This is a genomic window from Imperialibacter sp. (assembly GCF_040222385.1).
Taxonomy (GTDB): domain Bacteria; phylum Bacteroidota; class Bacteroidia; order Cytophagales; family Cyclobacteriaceae; genus Imperialibacter.
In genome coordinates, this window is record NZ_JAVKDF010000010.1 from 279,649 (window position 1) to 296,777 (window position 17,129).

The window sequence follows — 17,129 nt, forward strand, 5'->3', positions numbered from 1 at the left end:
CTGAGAATGGCACAAGATATCAGGTGGATACAGCGGTTCAATAACTACGGCAAGGCGCTGGCCCGGCTGGAGGAAGCCATTTACCTCAGCCAGGAGCGGGAACTAACCTCCCTGGAACAGCAGGGGCTTATACAGGCTTTTGAGTTTACTTTCGACCTTGCCTGGAAAACACTGCAAGACTTGCTAAGAGAAAATCAGCGACCCAACGACAATGGAGGGCCCAGTGTGATCATTGCCCAGGCTGCTGCCGATGGGTATATTGCGGACGAGGCGCTGTGGCGGGCCCTGAAAAAATCAAGAGAGCTCACCTCGCACAGCTACGACGAAGAAACCGCCGATGAGATAGCAGGGAATATTGTAACGGTGTATCATGGGCTGTTTATACAGCTTTCAACAAGGCTACAGGTAGAAAAACTAAACCGGGAGAAGGAAGAATGAGATTTGGGCTGGAAGAAGATACCCTTGAGGCGATAGGCAAAGTGCTGGAAACCGTGCAGATGGTGGACCAGGCCCTGGTGTTTGGCTCCCGGGCAAAGGGCAACTACCGGGCCGACTCCGATATTGACCTGGCGCTCAAGGGAGAACACCTCACCCATGCCGACCTGCTGCACCTGGCCGTAAAGCTCGATGACCTGCACCTGCCCTGGAAGTTTGATCTTATAAACTATCACACCATCGACGACCCTGCAGTGGTGGAGCATATTGATCGGGTCGGTTCTGAGATGTATAGTAGGCGGAAAATTTATTCTTTGGAAGAAATTTCAGCAGTACAAACCGGCCCTTTCGGAAGTCAGTTGCACATGAGTGATTATAAAACCACCGGGACACCAATAATTACAGTCGAACACTTAGGAGAAAACGAAATACTACATAATAATCTGCCTCTGGTGGGCGATGAAGATAGACAACGACTAATCAAATACACGTTAAAGGAAGGTGATATCGTGTTCAGTCGAGTGGGTTCTGTTGATAGACGTGCCTACGTCAGCAACAAGGAAGACGGTTGGATGTTTTCTGGTCGTTGTTTGAGAGTTCGGGCCTTCAAGGAAAAAGTAAACCCTAAGTTTCTTTCATTTTATTTTGGGCAAGATAGCTTCAAAGAGACGATCAGAAGCATCGCCGTTGGTGCGACCATGCCATCTATAAACACGACGATTCTCAATGAAATAGAAGTTTCGATTCCACCCCTCCCCGAACAAACCGCCATCGCCTCGGTGCTCAGCAGCCTCGACGACAAGATCGACCTGCTGCACCGCCAAAACAAAACCCTGGAGGAGATGGCTGAGGCGCTTTTTAAGCAGTGGTTCGTGGTAGAGGCTGACGATGATTGGGAGGATGGTACTTTAGAGGATCTAGCTAGATTTTATAACGGAAAAACCAGACCGAAGGAAGAAGGTGTTATTCCTGTTTATGGAGGCAATGGCATTCTTGGGTATACAGGCAAATTCAACTATGAAGGAAAATCGATCGTAATTGGTCGTGTCGGTGCGTACTGTGGAAGTCTATATTTTGAATCAAAAAAAATATGGGTATCTGATAATGCACTTTTGGTGAAAGGACTAAATGAAAATCACATTCATTATCTCTTCTACCTTTTGAAAACTTTAGATCTTAATAGTATGGCCTTAGGCTCAAGTCATCCACTATTGACTCAGGGACTACTAAAATCTATCGAAATCAAAATTCCGCCTGCGGAAAAAATAGAAAAATTTGAAAGCCAAGTGTCCAAAATTCATGAAAAGATTATGGCCATAGGTATCCAAATAAACACCCTGGCCCAGCTTCGGAACACCCTTCTTCCCAAGCTGATGAGCGGAGAGGTGAGGGTAAAGCTGTCAGAACAGGATTGAGGGTTTAGAGGAAAGAATTGATTATCAGATGTTTTTCACTTCTTCTACACCAATTAAAAACTAAAATTTCGTAAAATAGGTGACTAATCTACCTGTTTTATGATCAATGAACCTACCTCACCTGTTGTAGCGCCTGCCTTTTGGGCAGTGCAGCTGGAAGAAAATCAACACGATTCTCTGACCGACACCGCAGTCACCATTCAATTCACCCGTACCGGACTTTTGGGTCTGCAGATGGAAGCCGGGAAAAACACGCTCAAAACCATTGGCGGAGACACCAGCGAAGTAAAACTGAGTGACAAATTTAGTTCAAATCTCAAATCCTTCATTCAGATCGGCGATGGCGTAATCGGAGCCTGGGGAGTCGATGAAATAGACCGAATTGGGATTGTGGTGAAGATCCATATCTCCCCCTTTGCCAAAGCCCCGGTAGAGATAGAGGTAGAGTGGAAAATCATTTTCCCCCACCGCATCGCCTTCGAAAACGAAATATTCAATATAAAACGAAGTCCCTTCCGGCTGGACGATGACTTAATTGAAGCTCTTAAGTTACCCTTGGAGGTTGAAAAAAACATAACCAGAAAGGTACTCGTTAAACCTGCAAGGAGAAGATCAGATTCCACATCGCCTTCACATCGACCGGGAAGTGGTAGAAGTATGGGAAGAAGAGGTGGCGGCGATCCTCCACCGCCGCCGCCGCCAGATTCCGATGGTGACTATGAAGATATGTTTTATGCTGAAGATACCGATGATGACTCCATTCTCACTGGGGATATTGTTACAGAGCCTGGGCCCGCCCGTGCTGTGCAACTTTTCTTTGGCACCAACCGGATTCCGACGGGTAAATCAGACTGGGGTGAATACTACGGAAACGAATATGACAACGAGCTTCGTGAAGGCATTTGCTCGGTCAATATTCCTCCCAACAAGAAGCAAGGCGAGACTCCACGTCCTTTTAGAATCCCCTGGATTTATGAGTTTCCTGAGAGGGAAGATAAACATGTAATGATCAAATTGATCAGAGAGCTTGAGGAGAGAGTATTCCTCGATTTCATTCAAAAGGAGTTGTCAAGGCTGAAGGAAAACACAGGGCTCATCTTTGTGCATGGATTTAATAATACTTTTGAGGAAGCCGCCTGGCGTGCCGGGCAGCTAGCCTGGGATATGCCTTTTAAAGGAATAGTCGGTTTTTACAGCTGGCCAGCTATAGGCTCCTACCTGGCAGACGAAGCCAGGGTGAGGGCTTCGGTAGAACCTTTCAAAAAGTTTGTGATCCAGTTACTGGAAGAGTCCGGTCTGCAAAAGATTCACATTCTTGCCCATAGTATGGGCAACGTGCTATTGACCGAAAGCCTCAACCAGCTAGCCAGCGATGTCGGACACAAAAAACTTCTTCATAAAATTCAACAAATTGTTCTGGCTGCGCCCGACATCGATCAGTCAATCTTTAGAAATTCGATCTTACCTTATTTTAAAGACCTAGGCATGAGAAGAACCATATATGCCTCCGACAGAGACATTGCCTTACGGGCCTCCGGTGTCATTAGAAAACGACAACCCAGGTTGGGCTTTGCTGGCTCCCATCTATTTGTCAGCGAATGGTTTGATACTGTAGATGCCTCAAAAGTTGGTAAGTCGAGCATGGGACATAGTTATGTTTTCCAAACACGGGAGATGTTAACTGATTTGCACTTGCTGCTCAATATGGGTTTTGCTCCCAAAAAACGTAGACTGAGAGATCAACTAAGAGAAAATTTGACCTATTGGCTATATCCATGGTAGACAAACATTTGCAGATTTCAACAAAGCGACCCAGGTATTAATGGTCCTGTTATTTTTGCACTACATTGCTTAAACCAGCTGTGTTTGATTAATTTCGGAGCAAACAGTTTGGAATCTAAGTGTGTGTCAACCAAAAATCTTGTCAATCCTGCCATCCGTTAATCAGGTGCAAGACAGGGAAATAGCATGAAGCCCATTACCGAAAGCGACATAGAAGCCTTTGCTATTGAGACCCTGCAGGGCCTCGGCTGGGAGTATGTGCCCGGCGTGATGATAGCACCCGGTGCCGAAGCATCGGAAAGGGAAAGCTATGAGCAGGTCGTTCTTACCGACCGACTCAGGAAGGCGGTAGCGATTTTGAATCCTGGCATCCCCGTTGAGGTGCAGGAGCAGGCCATTCAAAAGGTGCTGCGCATTTACTCGCCCGACATGCTGCACAACAACGAGGTATTTCACCAGCACCTGGTAGAAAAAGTAAAAATCCCTTACCAGCACGACGGTTTCGAGCGCAGCTACGAGGTGGCCCTGGTCGATTTTGAAGATACGCTCAACAATACCTTCCTGGTCATCAATCAATTCACCATCGTTGACAAGCACCCTGCGTTTGGTGGGGAAAGTCAAAACAAACGGCCCGATGTACTGCTGTTTGTCAACGGCATTCCGCTGGTGATTATTGAGCTAAAAAATGCAGCCAGCGAGAACGCCACCCTGCGAAAGGCATTTGAGCAAATCCAAACTTACAAGGCCGCCATTCCCAGCCTGTTTACCTACAATGCCATTTGTGTGATATCGGATGGCATGGAATGCCGGGCTGGCAGTGTGTCTGCCGGTTTCAGCCGGTTTATGACGTGGAAGTCAACCGACGGCAAAAAGGAAGCGTCCCGATTCAGCCCTCAGCTGGATGTGCTGCTCAAAGGAATGCTCGCACCCGCTACCCTGCTCGACCTGGTGCGTAACTTCATTGTGTTCGAAAAAACGAAAAAGGAAGACCCTGCCACCGGCATTACCCAGATAGAAACCACCAAAAAACTGGCGGCTTACCACCAGTACCACGCAGTGAACCGGGCCATTGAGTCTACCATAGCCGCTTCGGGAGCCAAGGGCAACAAAAAGGGCGGCGTGGTGTGGCATACCCAGGGGTCGGGCAAAAGCCTCAGCATGGTGTTTTATGCTGGCAAGCTCATTACCTCACCACAAATGCAGAACCCCACCATTGTGGTGATTACCGACCGGAACGACCTCGACGATCAGCTGTTTGGCACCTTTGGCTCTTCCAAACAATTGCTCAGGCAAGAGCCAGTGCAGGCCAGCAACCGGGAGCACCTGAAGGAACTACTGAAGGTAGCCAGCGGGGGTATTGTGTTTGCCACTATCCAGAAATTTATGCCTGCCGATCAGCAATCGGTGTACGACGAGCTATCAGACAGGAAAAACGTGGTGGTCATCGCCGACGAAGCCCACCGCACGCAATATGGGTTTAGTGCGTCGGTAAAGGATGTAAGGCACAAGGAAACCAAAGAGAAAATTGGCGAGCGCATCGCCTATGGCTTTGCCAAGTACCTGCGGGATGCCCTACCCAATGCCACCTTCATTGGGTTCACGGGCACACCCATTGAGAGCACCGATATTAACACGCCTCAGGTGTTCGGGCAGTATGTGGACATTTACGACATAGCCCAGGCTGTGCAGGACCATGCCACCGTGCCTATTTACTACGAGAGCAGGCTGGCAAAGATCAACCTTGACGATGAAGGCCGACGGTTGATTGAAGAGTTTGACGAAGAGCTGGAGGAAAATGAAGAAATTACCGGAAGCCAGCAGGCGAAAGCCAAATGGGCCAGGCTGGAAGCGATAGTCGGCAATGGGCGCCGGGTTCATAATATCGCAGAGGACATTGTGCAGCATTTTGAGCAACGCCAGAAGGTATTCGAGGGAAAGGCGATGATTGTAGCCTTCAGCCGCCGAATAGCAGCTGAGCTTTACGGCGAGATCATCAAGCTAAGACCAGACTGGCACAGCGACGACATCGGCAAAGGGAAGCTAAAGGTGGTAATGACTGCCACGAGCGACGAAGGGCCAGCGCTTTCGAAATTCAAAACCACCCATGAGCAAAGGCAGCGGTTGGCCGAGAGAATGAAAGACCCTGATGACACACTCAAGCTGGTCATCGTCTGCAATATGTGGTTAACGGGGTTTGATGCTCCCTGCCTTCATACGATGTACATCGACAAACCCATGAAGGGACACAGCCTCATGCAGGCCATTGCCAGGGTAAACAGGGTTTTCAGAGACAAGCCAGGCGGGCTCGTGGTCGACTACCTGGGCATTGCCTCCGATCTCAAAAAAGCGCTGTCGTTCTATTCCGACGCTGGCGGTAAGGGCGACCCTACGCAGGACCTGGAGAAGGCAGTTCACCTGATGGACGAAAAACTGGAAGTGGTACAACAACTCTTCAACGAAGACGCCAGCACCAGAAATGATATTCTCTCCGACGTACCTCAGGCCTATTATCAAAATAGCTTCAAGTTCAACTATCGTCGGTTTTTCAATGCCGATCCTCAGGAAAAGCTTTCTATCATCCTCCAAGCCGAAGAGCATATTTTAGGACTGCCCGATGGCAAGGCCCGTTTCATCAGGGAGGTGTCGGCCCTGAGTCAGGCATTTGCCCTTTCTATCCCCCATGAGCGAGCCATGGAAATCAAAGACGATGTCGCCTTTTTCCAGGCAGTGAAAGCTCGCCTGGTGAAGTTTGAGGGTGCAGGTAATGGAAAGTCAGACACCAATATTGAAACAGCTATCAAGCAGCTCGTAGATGACGCCCTAAGCTCCGATAGTGTGATTGATATTTTTGCTGCGGCTGGCATCGACCGTCCCGATCTATCGAGGCTGGAGGTGCTGTCAGACGAGTTTCTTTTGGAGGTGAAGGGCATGAAGCACCAAAACCTGGCCCTGGAGCTGCTAAAGAAATTATTGAACGACGAAATAAAGACCCGGTCAAAAACCAATTTGGTGAAAAGCCGGAAGCTGCTTGAAATGCTGGAAGGAGCCATCAAACGCTACCAGAACAACCTGCTGACCACGGCCGAAATTATACAGGAGCTGATCAATATCGCTAAAGAGATCAAAGAAGCAGACAAGGAAGCGGCTGCCCTTGGGCTTTCCAAAGACGAGGTGGCGTTTTACAATGCACTCGAGGTGAACGACAGCGCCGTTAAGGTGCTGGGCGATGAGCAGCTGAAAGAAATCGCCAGGGAAATAACCGATAAGGTAAGAACGAATGCAACCATCGACTGGACGATTAAGGAAAGTGCCAGGGCCAAGCTAATGGTGATTGTTAAGCGAACCCTCAATAAGTGGGGCTACCCTCCCGACAAGCAAGCCAAGGCGATTGAAACCGTGCTGAAGCAAGCAGAGTTGATGGCTAATTTTGTGACAAATGTAGAGTAGATAGCTACCTGTTTGGCCTGGATTTCCTTTGCTGTTAGCCAACTAGCCTAACTCCTCCTTGCGTGAAGAGAGCCATTGTTGGAGCCCGAAGTGGGGTTTGCGAGCGTTGGCCGGCGACTGGCGAAGGCCCGACCCCTGCCGCCGAAATGGGTTATCGGGTGAGTAGCAACGCTCCGGCAGCAAAGGGGGCACGCCCTAAGCAATTGAAGGATTGGGTTTTAGCCACGATTAAAGAGGTTACTATATGCAGGGGCGCAGAGAGTAACCTCTTTAATAGTTCACGTTGAGATTAAAGAAGTTACTACTTGCGGGGGCGCAGAGAGTAACCTCCTTTTATTCGTTCCCCCAGGGCCACAAAATACCGAGATTTGGGTATTCTCATTGCAGGAAACAATGGCTAACTTCATGTAAAACAGATACTTCAGTCTGTTGGATTGACTTTACATGCATGAAAAAGCATTTGCTTACTGCTCTATTTTTCCTGGCGGCGTTGTCGCTCGCCGCAGCCCAGGACCTGCGCATTTACCATATCGACGTGAACCAGGCCGATGCCACGCTGTTTGTCACGGCCACAGGCCACAGCCTGCTGGTGGACTCCGGCAACAATGGGAGCGGCAAGGTGCTGTTTGCCACTATGCAGCAAGCTGGCATTTCTCGGATCGACTGCTTCATCGACACCCATTATCATTCCGATCACTATGGAGGCATAGATGAGCTGGTCAATAACCACAACGTGCAGATTGTGCAGGCCTACGACAGGGGCGACAAGGACATATTGCCGGCTGCCAAAAAAAGAGAAGCGACCTATATCGACTATCACAATGCGGTGGGCAAAAACGCAGGAACGCTGAGGGCTGGTCATGAGTTTGAGCTGGGCGGCATGCGGGTGCAATGCCTGGCGTCGGGCGGGCAGGTCATTGGCAATGGCCCCAGCATTGGTACCGATGAGAATGACTTGAGTGTTGCTATTCTGGTGACGTATAATGGATTCAGGTATTTTGTGGGTGGAGATATTCATGACACCATTGAAGTAGAAATAGCTGCCAGCAGCACGGCCAAAGATGTGGACATGTACCAGGCAAACCACCACGGGTCAGAGACCAGCTCGGCCGAAAGCTTTCTGGCTTCGATGAAACCATCGGTGATCGTTATTTCCAATGGGAGCGACAATGGCTACGGGCATCCACGCCAGAGCACGCTTGATCACATGGCGGCTTTGGACCCACGGCCCGATATCTTTCAAACCAACAAATTTACCAAGACGAAGGCAGGTGCCGGTAACGTGGCCGACCAGTTTATTGCTGACCTGGACCCGGCGGGTAATGAGGGAACCATCGTCACAGAGCTTACCGGCAGCTCCTACAACGTGTCTTTTGGCAGCTTTTCCAAAACGTATCAGGTGAAAGCACCAGCTACTTCGTCATCCAACGTGGCGGTGGTAATTGAAAGCCTGGTACCTGATCCTGCGGGTGCGGACGCCGATAACGAGGAAGTGGTGATCAAAAACAAAGGCACGGCGTCGGTGAGCCTTACGGGGTGGGTGCTCCGGGATGCCAGCAGCAGGATCTGGGTGCTGACGAGCACACTGGCGGCAGGAGAGAGTCTTGCGATTGTGCGGAACCGGCAGGCGATGAGCCTCAACAACGACGGAGACCTGGTAGAGCTACTGAATGCAAATGGCGATGTCATCGACAGCTTTCGGTACCTGGATGCGAAGGAAGGGCAGCGGGTGTTGACGGGGCACTAGGTGGAAATGATGATAGGGGTCGTATTATCACAGTTGATGACAATTGGCTGGCGTGAAATGGTTAAGCTTCGAAATGAACAAAATTGCCATTCCGCCAACCGGCGGATTGCAAAGACGGGTAAGTGGTGATTGGCTTCGGAGGGATTCTGCCGAGATGCCATGGTCGAGTTATTCCATATCGGAATTTGGAATATAGTTGCTTAATTTCTTGATATAAATGGCTTTATTGTTGATTATTGCATATTCCAATATAGAATATACAAGAAATGAGCCCACAAAAACAACCCACCATGAGTCCCCTGGATGTGGTGATTTTAATTAAAATGCTTGTGTCAGCGGAGGAAACTTTGTCGCAGTCATTTTTGGCTCGGGAGCTTTTTATCAGTCAGTCGGAGGTAAGCAAGTCGCTGCATCGCTCCCGCTATGCCGGGCTGGTAGTGGGCAGCTACCAGGTGATGGCTCATGCCCTTGTAGATTTCATTCAATATGGCATTAAGTACGCTTTTCCTCAGCAGCCCGGGGCAGTTGTGCGGGGTATTCCCACGGCCCATTCCATGACTCCCCTTTCGGAATTCATCGAGAGCGGTGATGGCTTCGTTTGGCCCCACGGAAGAGGTCATTCCCGGGGTCATAGCATATTGCCATTGTACCCATCGGTTGTGCACGCCGCAAGGGTGGATCCAGCCCTGCACGAAGCACTGGCAATGGTAGACGTCATTCGAGTGGGAAAGGCTCGTGAGCGACAGCTTGCCATTCAAATATTAAGGTCAAAATTACTGAATGAAGAATACACAGATCAACCGCATAGCAACGTCGCAAGTAGCCCAGGCACTGGGTGATTTGAATGAGCAGGTAATCTACGTAGGAGGGGCAGTGGTAAGTCTGTATGTAGATGACCCTGCGGCTGATGATGTGCGCCCCACCAAGGATGTCGACATCACTTTTGAGATTGTTACTATTGGACAGCTGGAGCTACTAAGGGAGGCATTATTTGAAAGAGGGTTTACACAATCGCATGAGGACAAAGTGGTATGCCGGTTCCGGTTGGAGGATAAAAAGGTAGATGTGATGTCCACACATGAAGTGGGCTGGGCACCCGCCAATAGATGGTTCAAACGTGGATTTGAGCTTGCCTTTGTTGTTCAGGTTGAACAATTCCCTATTCGTCTAATGCCTCTTCCCTATTTTCTTGCTGCCAAATTTGATGCATTTAAAGATCGTGGAAGAATGGATCCTCGGATGAGTCACGACTTCGAGGATATTGTTTACCTCCTAAACTATACATCTGATTTTCCACGACAAATACTTGACTCGGAGAGAAAAGTAAAAGACTACCTGGGTAAGTGTTTTGAAGAAATCATTTCAATTACTCGTATGCAGGAAGCCATTATCGGCAACTTGTACTATGAAGATCAGGAGGTACGGTATGAACACATCGTTCATTTGATGAAGCAAACTATCGATGGGATTTGACGATGCCTCTTTGCGTGCCTGCCCGACCTTTGGCGGGAGGGACAGAGCCCCGAAAGCTTTCGGGGTTGGAGCCCGCTGTTGGGTTTTTGTGCGCTGGCCGGCGACTGGTGATGGCCCGGGCTATTATATGAATTCCCACTGTTTACCAATGGTGGCCCGTCGCTTCTTAAAGGGGCGAATTCGATCTCTTTTAGAAGCGACATGGTTTAGTGATACGCTGCAAGCCTGGCCGTAGGCAGGCGCAAGCTCTGATTGATGAATCTGTACGGGTTTTCGTTGTCTAAGAGAAGTGGCAAGTGAAAATGTCTTAAGAGAAACCTAAGGCTTGATATTCTTGTTTTATTAACTAGATTTGAAAACTTTTTACAAAATAGCTGCATAAAATGGTATTAGAGATCAAGCTCAGTAACTTTTTCTCCATCAAAGAAGAAGTGTGCATTGACTTCCGTGCGGCCAACATCAAGTCTGCCAACGCTCGTGCACTAAGTGACAACGTTTGTCAGCACGACAAAACTGACTTGTTAAAAACCCTGGTGATGTACGGAGCCAATGCCTCTGGCAAAAGCAATGTGATCAAGGCGATTAGGTTTTGTCACAGCATGGTTCTTCAGTCGCATGTGCACAATGAAGATACCATTTTCAACTTCCAGCCTTTCAAGTTTGATGGCTATGCCTCCAAATCCAGCTGTTACTTCATTCGCTTTATAAGCAATGACGTAGAATATGAATACGCTTTCTCTCTAACAAACAAAGAGATAGTCACTGAGAGCCTTCATTTTTACCCCAAAGGCCGTATCAAGGAAGTTTTCACCCGTGATGAGCGCCGTGGTAATGAAAAGCAGGAGATTTACACCTTTGGCGATGTGATCAAGCGCCCTATGGACGTAGCTGAAAACACGTCGAGGAAAACGCTGTACATCAGCCGGGCCAGTCAGTTGGACAGAGAGATACCCAAGGAGATTTTCAACTACTTCCATCATCAGTTTATCCTACAGTACGTCGGTTTTGGCGTTTCGGCTATTGAATCGATGGGTAAAGTCAATAAAGATCATTTGATTGAAGCGCTGAGGTTTGCCGACAGTGATATTGTTGACGTAAAGATCAAAACGCTCAAACAGCCAGGGAAAAACGTGAATGCCGACATAACGAAAATGACACTAACGGTCGAAGACGTGGTGCAAGAGCGCCTGCAAATCACTACCTACCATCGCCGTGACCCATCCAGGGGTTTTGATTTTTTGACCGAGGAGTCGCAGGGCACGATCAAACTGTTTTTTATTATGCTTACCATCCTGGACGTGGTAAGGAACAACAAGGTATTGCTCATCGACGAAATAGAAGAAAGCTTGCACCCCAGGATCATTGAATACATCTTCAATTTCTTCCGTGCCGGGGAGAGGGCCCAGTTGCTGTGCACCACACACAACACTACTTTTCTTGATCTGAAGAAGATGCGCAAAGACCAGATCTACTTTGTCAACAAGAGGGAAGACAGCTCCACCGACCTGTACTCACTGTATGACTATAGCGACTTCCGTGACACCATGGACCTCGAAAAGGCTTACCTGCAAGGTCGCTTTGATGCAGTACCCTATGTAAACGACACCCTGGAGGGCATTAGTCAGATACTGCATGAGCAAGCGTAAACCACCACAGGGCAAAAAGATTAACCCGCAGTTCTGGGTTTTCTGTGAGGGTGAGACTGAAGAAGCCTATGTTGAGCTTTTGCGTGGCAAGTACCGCATTCCTATTTCCATTGTGCCGAAGGTAACTGGCTCCAGCATAAGCGAAGCGTTTATAAAGAAAAGTAAGCGAGGCAAACCAGTCGACCCGAAAGATCGGGACTTTTTGATGTACGATGCTGATGTTCCTGAGCTTATGAACAAACTCCGGGCCGTTCCAAACACTACCCTGTTCTTGTCTAACCCCTGCATTGAACTGTGGTTTTTGCTGCATTATAAAGGCCAGCAAGCTGCTTTAACAGCATCTGACTGTATCAGAGAGCTCAGCAACCGAAATCACAACAGCTACCGGAAAGGGTTTATCGACCAAAAGTTGCGAACCAAGCTGGTCGAAAACTGTAAAACTGCCTGTGAACGAGCCAAAAAGCTGCCTGAGGCACGAAATCCTTCATCCAATATTTACTCTTTCATTGAAATACTGGAGGCACAAAAAAGCGAGAAGTAATTATCAATGTAGACCCCCAGGTAAATGCTAAAGGAAGTGACGGTCGGGTGGGAGTCGGTGGCTTCGATTGACGGATGCCTCCTTGCGTGCCTGCCCGACCTTTGGCGTGAGGGACAGAGCCCCGAAAGCTTTCGGGGTGGGAGCCCGAAGTGGGTTTTTCGTGCGCTGGCCGGCGACTGGTGATGGCCTGACCCCTGCCGCCGAAGAGGGTTGTCGGGTGAGTGGTAACACTCCGGCGGCAAAAGGGGGCACGCCCAAAGCAATTGAAGGATTGGGTTTTAGTCACGATTAAAGAGGTTACTATTTGCAGAGGTGTAGAGAGTAACCTCTTTAATTTCCCCTACTTTCAGGAGCGCAGAGAGTAACCTCTTTAATTCTGTCCTGTTGCAGGGGCGCAGAGAGTGACCTCCTTTCATTTGATGGTGTTGCGAAAGGGGGTTGCTTCGAATGGCGAGGGCTGGTAGGCTATTTTTATGAGTGGCAGCAACCGGTGGGTAATCGATCAGCCGGCAAGAGGTTTATCTTATCGCTCCGTGCTTTTTCTTCTTTCTGTTTTTCTTATGTGAAGTTTTAGAGCGGGCAATAGCGTAGCGTTCCTGTGTTTGAATGGCCCTTCGTTTTCCCTGGCGGCTTAGGGTGGCGGTTTCTTCGGTAGCTGCCTTCTTCGGCATGCCATTGGGGCTGTAATCAATCGTTTTTGTGCTCTGGGCATCTTCCTGGGCGGCGGTGTCGCTGGTATGGGGAGCCACGGGCAGAGCGTCGGGTTGGACTGCTTCGGCAGCCATGTTCTGGCCGAATGACAATTGAGTGGCGATAAGAAGTATGAATATGGTGTAGGTTGCCTTCATGTGCTTTCCTTTGGTGTTGGACAAAGGTAACACGCCTCGTTTCGGCCTTTTTCGGAGAAGTGCTGTACTTTCTACAGATGTACCATTCTTTGGCTTATTGCAAAAATTGGCGCTACAGTCTTTATTTTAAGAGGCGGGCGGTGCGTCTTGCGGCGGTTCGAGAGGTTTATCGAGCAGTGCTTTTATGCTTTTAATATCCTTTTCCTGCACACTGAACCTTTTGCTGACAAGAACGGGCAACATTACCGGCCCCAACGAGTAGGCGGTTGGGTTTGCCTTTTTACTTCGCATCACACTTTCCAGAAAACTGTTGACACCACCCAGTGACTCGTAAGGCCCGAGTTGATTGAATACCAGCACTACTTCTTCGGCTTCACCGAGCAAACGGCTGGCATATTTTAGCGTGGTGGCGTCGGCGTGGTTGTCGAGGTCGTACACCTGCCAGGCTGGCAACGGGCCAAAGGGGTGGCCGAAGCCAATTTGCTCTCGGGATCCCAGCTGAATATAGAATAGTGCGCTTGTCATGGCCCTACAATGATGCGTTTGGTAATGGCCTGGCTGCCAGACCTGATCCTAAGCAAGTAGAGGCCAGTGGGAAAATTGCTCAGGTCTATCTCTGCCGTGGCAGTGCGGCTGAAGGACAGCTCCCCACTTAATCGCTGCCCCGATACATTGTAGAGCACGCCTGTAGCCTCCAAGTTGGTGGTCAGCCGCAGCGTCCTTTCTGTTTCAAGCGGGTTGGGGAATACGTTGACCTGAAGCTTCACCTCTTCACCAGGGTTGCCCTGCTCGTTGGTGGCGGTGAAGGCCAAAAGTCCGCCCTGGGCGGTGCCGATGATCAGCTCGTTGGCAACGTCGCCGGTAAGGTCGGCAAGGGCTGGCCACAGCCTGCGGCCGGCTTTCAGCGGCTGGGTGGCGTCGATCGTGGCATTGTAAAGCTGGATGACCTGCGGCGCTACTGAGCCTGCTGAGGTAAAGTCGTGAATTAGCCGCAGCCCGCCGGAGTTGTCGGCCAGGAGGAGGTCGGGCGAGCCGTTGCCGTCTTCGTTGACCACTATAGGCACGAGAAAGGTGCGGTCAGGCGTGCGGTCGATGCCCAGGTAGGCGTCAGTTTTAGTGTTGAATACCGGGGCGATATTGGTGCCGCTGTTGAGCCACAGTGAGAGGCGGCCGTTGCTTTGGCCCAGGAGCAAGTCCAGCCTGCCATTGCCATTGATGTCGTAGAAATAGGGGTAGTCGGTGGCGTTGATTTCGATGGTGATCGGCAGGGCAGCAGAAGCGCTGAAGGTGTCGTCTTGGCTAGGAATCCAGAAGATTTTGAGTCCGAAAGTATTGAGGCCATAGCCTTTGAGCACCAGGTCGGCCTTGCCATCACCGTTCATGTCCACCAGCTGAAAGCTCAGGTTGGTGAGGCCCAACTGGCTGAGGCCCATCCAATCGGCGGTGCTCTGCTCAAAGCTGCCATTGCCTTTGTTTTGGAGCAGTGTGATGGTCGACCGGAAGCTGCCGTCCACGGCTGGTAGCCCTTTGTTGGCGATGAGAAGATCGGGCCTCCCGTCTCCGGTAGCATCATAGGCAACGGGCACGGCATTTTCGCCCACATCAAACATTTCGTTTTGCAAAAAAGGCTCCGGAGCAGCAAAGTCAGGTGCAGCACTAGTGCCTTCGTTGGCTAGCAGAAAGCTCGACTGACGATAGTCGAGGCCTGCCAGGTCTTCCCTGTGGTTCGAGGAAAGGATGAGGTCGGCCTGGCCATCTTTGTTGAAGTCGGCGAGAAAAGTGGACGGAAAAAAAGCGCCCTGGCTGGGAGCGAAATTTGGGAGGTACAGGTTTCGTTCTACGAAGCGGGGGTCGGCATCGGTACCCTCGTTGATCAGGTAGGTGAGTCCGTCGCAGGTTTCCTGGCCAATGAGTGCATCCCGTTTCCCGTCGCCGTCGATGTCGGCAACAAGGAAAGCCTTTCCTTCGATGTGCATGGCGCGGCTTGAAGGATCGGCGCAGGTAAAGGGTTCAAACTGATAGTTTCCGCAATTGCACTCAGAAAAACCACCCCAGCGCTGGTTAGTCCGCACATAGTCGAGACCACAGTTGCCGGTGTTGTCGACGCTGCGGTTTTCATATAGTTCTGCCGTTTGCCCCGAGCTGAAGTTGAAGGCAAGGATGTCGACATCGCCGTCGCCATCGATGTCCTGAATGGAAGGGATATCGGAAGGATTGACCAGGAGGTTCACGGTGTTATTGCCCGACTTTGTGAAGAGCGGATCTTCGGTTAGCTCCCAGGCAGGGTACTCGCCGGCGTTGGAGGTGTTAACGAAAATCCGCACACCGAACGAAGAATAGGTAAACAGGTCTTTTTGACCGTCGCAATTGTAGTCGACCAGAATGATCCAGTTCTCAAGGTCAGACGGGAAAAACTGAGCGAGGTCGGGCTGGTACACATACTGGCCGGCTTTGGTGATAAAAACTTTTATAACGTCCCCGGCCCGGTCGAAAACGACGAGGTCTTCGTCGCCATCTGCATTGGCATCAAACATAAAAAACTGCCCGGAGTGCATGCCACCTGCAAAAGGCTGACGCAGCTTCGTGCCAATGGTGGACAGCGTGAGATCCTCCGCAGGTCGGAATACTGGCATGTCCTGGGCAATGACAGTTTGTGCCAGGGCTAGCAGAACGGTGAGGGGAATATGGAGAAAGCTAAGGCGCAAAAGAGTTTTGAGTGTGTTTGCTTTTGGTTAAGACAAAAATGGAGAGGAATTAGTTTTAAAAGAAAGGGGGAGGCAGATATTGGACACTCGGATGTGCGGATGTTCGGACGCTCAGACGTTCAGACGCTCGGACGGGAGGCGGAAGACAGGAGACGGAGGATAGGAGTCGGAAGACAGGAGACCGAAGACCGAAGTCGGACACGGTACGCAAGCATTGGCTCTTTTCGAGATTCTTGGTGAGAGACCTCAAAAAGAGGTAAAACGAAAACTTCCAAGCCCTGAAGGGGCCCGGACGGAGTGGAATACAAAGAGGATGGCGGTGAAGCCCCATCCAAACCATGATAAAACGCCCTTTCAGAGTCCTCTGCGAGGGACCCCAAAAGGCGTTTTGTTCCATCCGTACAAGGTGCGTTGAAACCCGGGAGTCCAACGTTCATTCGAATCCTCAGTTCCTCAGCTTTCAACTCCTCTTTTCTACATATCCCCCTAAAATTCCCCCCAGTTCGATGGGTTGTATTGTGCTGGCTTTACGTCCTTTAAGTGTTGTAGAACACACAGGTAGGATAAGGAGGAAAGAATGAAGAGCACGGTATTGGTCTTTCTGTGTTTGCTGTCCGTTGAGGTTTGGGGGCAGCAGGACAGAGTATTTGAGCAAATTGATGAACAGTTGTGGATACCCTATATCAAGGCCTACAATGAGTTTAACACCCGGGCCTTCATGGCTTTGCACACGCCGGATGTAATCAGGATAAAAAGGGAAAGTAGTCAGATCATGGTAGGCACCGCCTACCGGAAAAATGAGTACCGACGTAACTCTATTTCTCAATCGAAAGACTGGGAGAGAAACCTGGAGATTCGGTTTGTTGACCGGCTGGTAGAAGGTGCCATAGCCTATGAGGTCGGTTATTATCGTGTCAGCCTGCACAAGCCCCAAAGCCCCCCTCAGGTGCTTTACGGTATGTTTCATGCTACCCTCAAACGGGTTGACGGGGAATGGAAAATATATATAGATGAGGATGAGGTACTTGACAACTTTTCTGATAGTCAATTCTATAAATGCCATCCTCTTCAAAGTGCGCAAAAATAAATT

General features: G+C 49.8%; 13 protein-coding genes. 10 read left to right on the plus strand and 3 right to left on the minus strand.

The annotated features are described in order from the left end of the window. Nucleotides 1-6 precede the first annotated feature (6 nt). From RIG68_RS02560 to RIG68_RS02600, 9 genes are all read left to right on the plus strand, one after another. Nucleotides 7-438, plus strand: coding sequence for an HI0074 family nucleotidyltransferase substrate-binding subunit (locus tag RIG68_RS02560; RefSeq protein ID WP_350090462.1), 432 nt, complete (start codon nucleotides 7-9; stop codon nucleotides 436-438). Further along, complete coding sequence (locus RIG68_RS02565; protein ID WP_350090459.1) at nucleotides 435-1,850, plus strand: restriction endonuclease subunit S; 1,416 nt, start codon at nucleotides 435-437, stop codon at nucleotides 1,848-1,850. Before RIG68_RS02560 ends, RIG68_RS02565 begins: the two co-directional genes overlap by 4 nt. Before the next feature lie 99 nt (nucleotides 1,851-1,949). Then, nucleotides 1,950-3,632, plus strand: coding sequence for an alpha/beta hydrolase (locus RIG68_RS02570; RefSeq protein ID WP_350118298.1), 1,683 nt, complete (start codon nucleotides 1,950-1,952; stop codon nucleotides 3,630-3,632). Nucleotides 3,633-3,818: 186 nt separating this feature from the next. Further along, a complete protein-coding gene (locus RIG68_RS02575) occupies nucleotides 3,819-7,079 on the plus strand; it encodes a type I restriction endonuclease subunit R (RefSeq protein WP_350118300.1) in 3,261 nt (1,086 codons plus the stop codon). Between the two features lie 448 nt (nucleotides 7,080-7,527). After that, on the plus strand, nucleotides 7,528-8,826 hold the full coding sequence (locus RIG68_RS02580; protein WP_350118302.1) for a lamin tail domain-containing protein: 1,299 nt from the start codon (nucleotides 7,528-7,530) through the stop codon (nucleotides 8,824-8,826). Between the two features lie 266 nt (nucleotides 8,827-9,092). Continuing rightward, nucleotides 9,093-9,665, plus strand: a complete 573-nt coding sequence (locus tag RIG68_RS02585; RefSeq protein ID WP_350118303.1) for a hypothetical protein — start codon at nucleotides 9,093-9,095, stop codon at nucleotides 9,663-9,665. Beyond that, nucleotides 9,607-10,299 carry a nucleotidyl transferase AbiEii/AbiGii toxin family protein gene (locus RIG68_RS02590; RefSeq protein WP_350118305.1) on the plus strand — a complete coding sequence of 231 codons (693 nt, stop codon included), beginning with the start codon at nucleotides 9,607-9,609 and terminating at the stop codon, nucleotides 10,297-10,299. Before RIG68_RS02585 ends, RIG68_RS02590 begins: the two co-directional genes overlap by 59 nt. Nucleotides 10,300-10,682: 383 nt before the next feature. Then, nucleotides 10,683-11,945 carry an AAA family ATPase gene (locus RIG68_RS02595; protein ID WP_350118307.1) on the plus strand — a complete coding sequence of 421 codons (1,263 nt, stop codon included), beginning with the start codon at nucleotides 10,683-10,685 and terminating at the stop codon, nucleotides 11,943-11,945. Then, nucleotides 11,932-12,486, plus strand: coding sequence for an RloB family protein (locus tag RIG68_RS02600; RefSeq protein WP_350118309.1), 555 nt, complete (start codon nucleotides 11,932-11,934; stop codon nucleotides 12,484-12,486). Before RIG68_RS02595 ends, RIG68_RS02600 begins: the two co-directional genes overlap by 14 nt. A 518-nt stretch (nucleotides 12,487-13,004) precedes the next feature. On the opposite strand, the gene RIG68_RS02605 is transcribed toward RIG68_RS02600, so the two are convergent. The 3 genes from RIG68_RS02605 to RIG68_RS02615 form a co-directional block, all read right to left on the minus strand. Beyond that, nucleotides 13,005-13,334, minus strand: coding sequence for a hypothetical protein (locus RIG68_RS02605; RefSeq protein WP_350118311.1), 330 nt, complete (start codon nucleotides 13,332-13,334; stop codon nucleotides 13,005-13,007). Between the two features lie 126 nt (nucleotides 13,335-13,460). Further along, a complete protein-coding gene (locus RIG68_RS02610) occupies nucleotides 13,461-13,859 on the minus strand; it encodes a hypothetical protein (protein ID WP_350118312.1) in 399 nt (132 codons plus the stop codon). After that, a complete protein-coding gene (locus RIG68_RS02615) occupies nucleotides 13,856-16,039 on the minus strand; it encodes a T9SS type A sorting domain-containing protein (protein WP_350118314.1) in 2,184 nt (727 codons plus the stop codon). Before RIG68_RS02615 ends, RIG68_RS02610 begins: the two co-directional genes overlap by 4 nt. A gap of 577 nt (nucleotides 16,040-16,616) precedes the next feature. Between RIG68_RS02615 and RIG68_RS02620 the strand changes: the two genes are divergently transcribed. Next, nucleotides 16,617-17,126 (plus strand): YybH family protein, encoded by a 510-nt coding sequence (locus tag RIG68_RS02620; protein ID WP_350118316.1) that lies wholly within the window; start codon nucleotides 16,617-16,619, stop codon nucleotides 17,124-17,126. Nucleotides 17,127-17,129: the final 3 nt, after the last annotated feature.

Coding starts and splice junctions, on each gene's coding strand:
- RIG68_RS02610 (WP_350118312.1), bottom strand. CDS start 13,859: ATGACAAGCGCACTATTCTATATTCAGCTGGGATCCCGAGAGCAAATT.
- RIG68_RS02605 (WP_350118311.1), bottom strand. CDS start 13,334: ATGAAGGCAACCTACACCATATTCATACTTCTTATCGCCACTCAATTG.
- RIG68_RS02585 (WP_350118303.1), top strand. CDS start 9,093: ATGAGCCCACAAAAACAACCCACCATGAGTCCCCTGGATGTGGTGATT.
- RIG68_RS02595 (WP_350118307.1), top strand. CDS start 10,683: ATGGTATTAGAGATCAAGCTCAGTAACTTTTTCTCCATCAAAGAAGAA.
- RIG68_RS02620 (WP_350118316.1), top strand. CDS start 16,617: ATGAAGAGCACGGTATTGGTCTTTCTGTGTTTGCTGTCCGTTGAGGTT.
- RIG68_RS02590 (WP_350118305.1), top strand. CDS start 9,607: ATGAAGAATACACAGATCAACCGCATAGCAACGTCGCAAGTAGCCCAG.
- RIG68_RS02575 (WP_350118300.1), top strand. CDS start 3,819: ATGAAGCCCATTACCGAAAGCGACATAGAAGCCTTTGCTATTGAGACC.
- RIG68_RS02560 (WP_350090462.1), top strand. CDS start 7: ATGGCACAAGATATCAGGTGGATACAGCGGTTCAATAACTACGGCAAG.
- RIG68_RS02565 (WP_350090459.1), top strand. CDS start 435: ATGAGATTTGGGCTGGAAGAAGATACCCTTGAGGCGATAGGCAAAGTG.
- RIG68_RS02600 (WP_350118309.1), top strand. CDS start 11,932: ATGAGCAAGCGTAAACCACCACAGGGCAAAAAGATTAACCCGCAGTTC.
- RIG68_RS02570 (WP_350118298.1), top strand. CDS start 1,950: ATGATCAATGAACCTACCTCACCTGTTGTAGCGCCTGCCTTTTGGGCA.
- RIG68_RS02580 (WP_350118302.1), top strand. CDS start 7,528: ATGAAAAAGCATTTGCTTACTGCTCTATTTTTCCTGGCGGCGTTGTCG.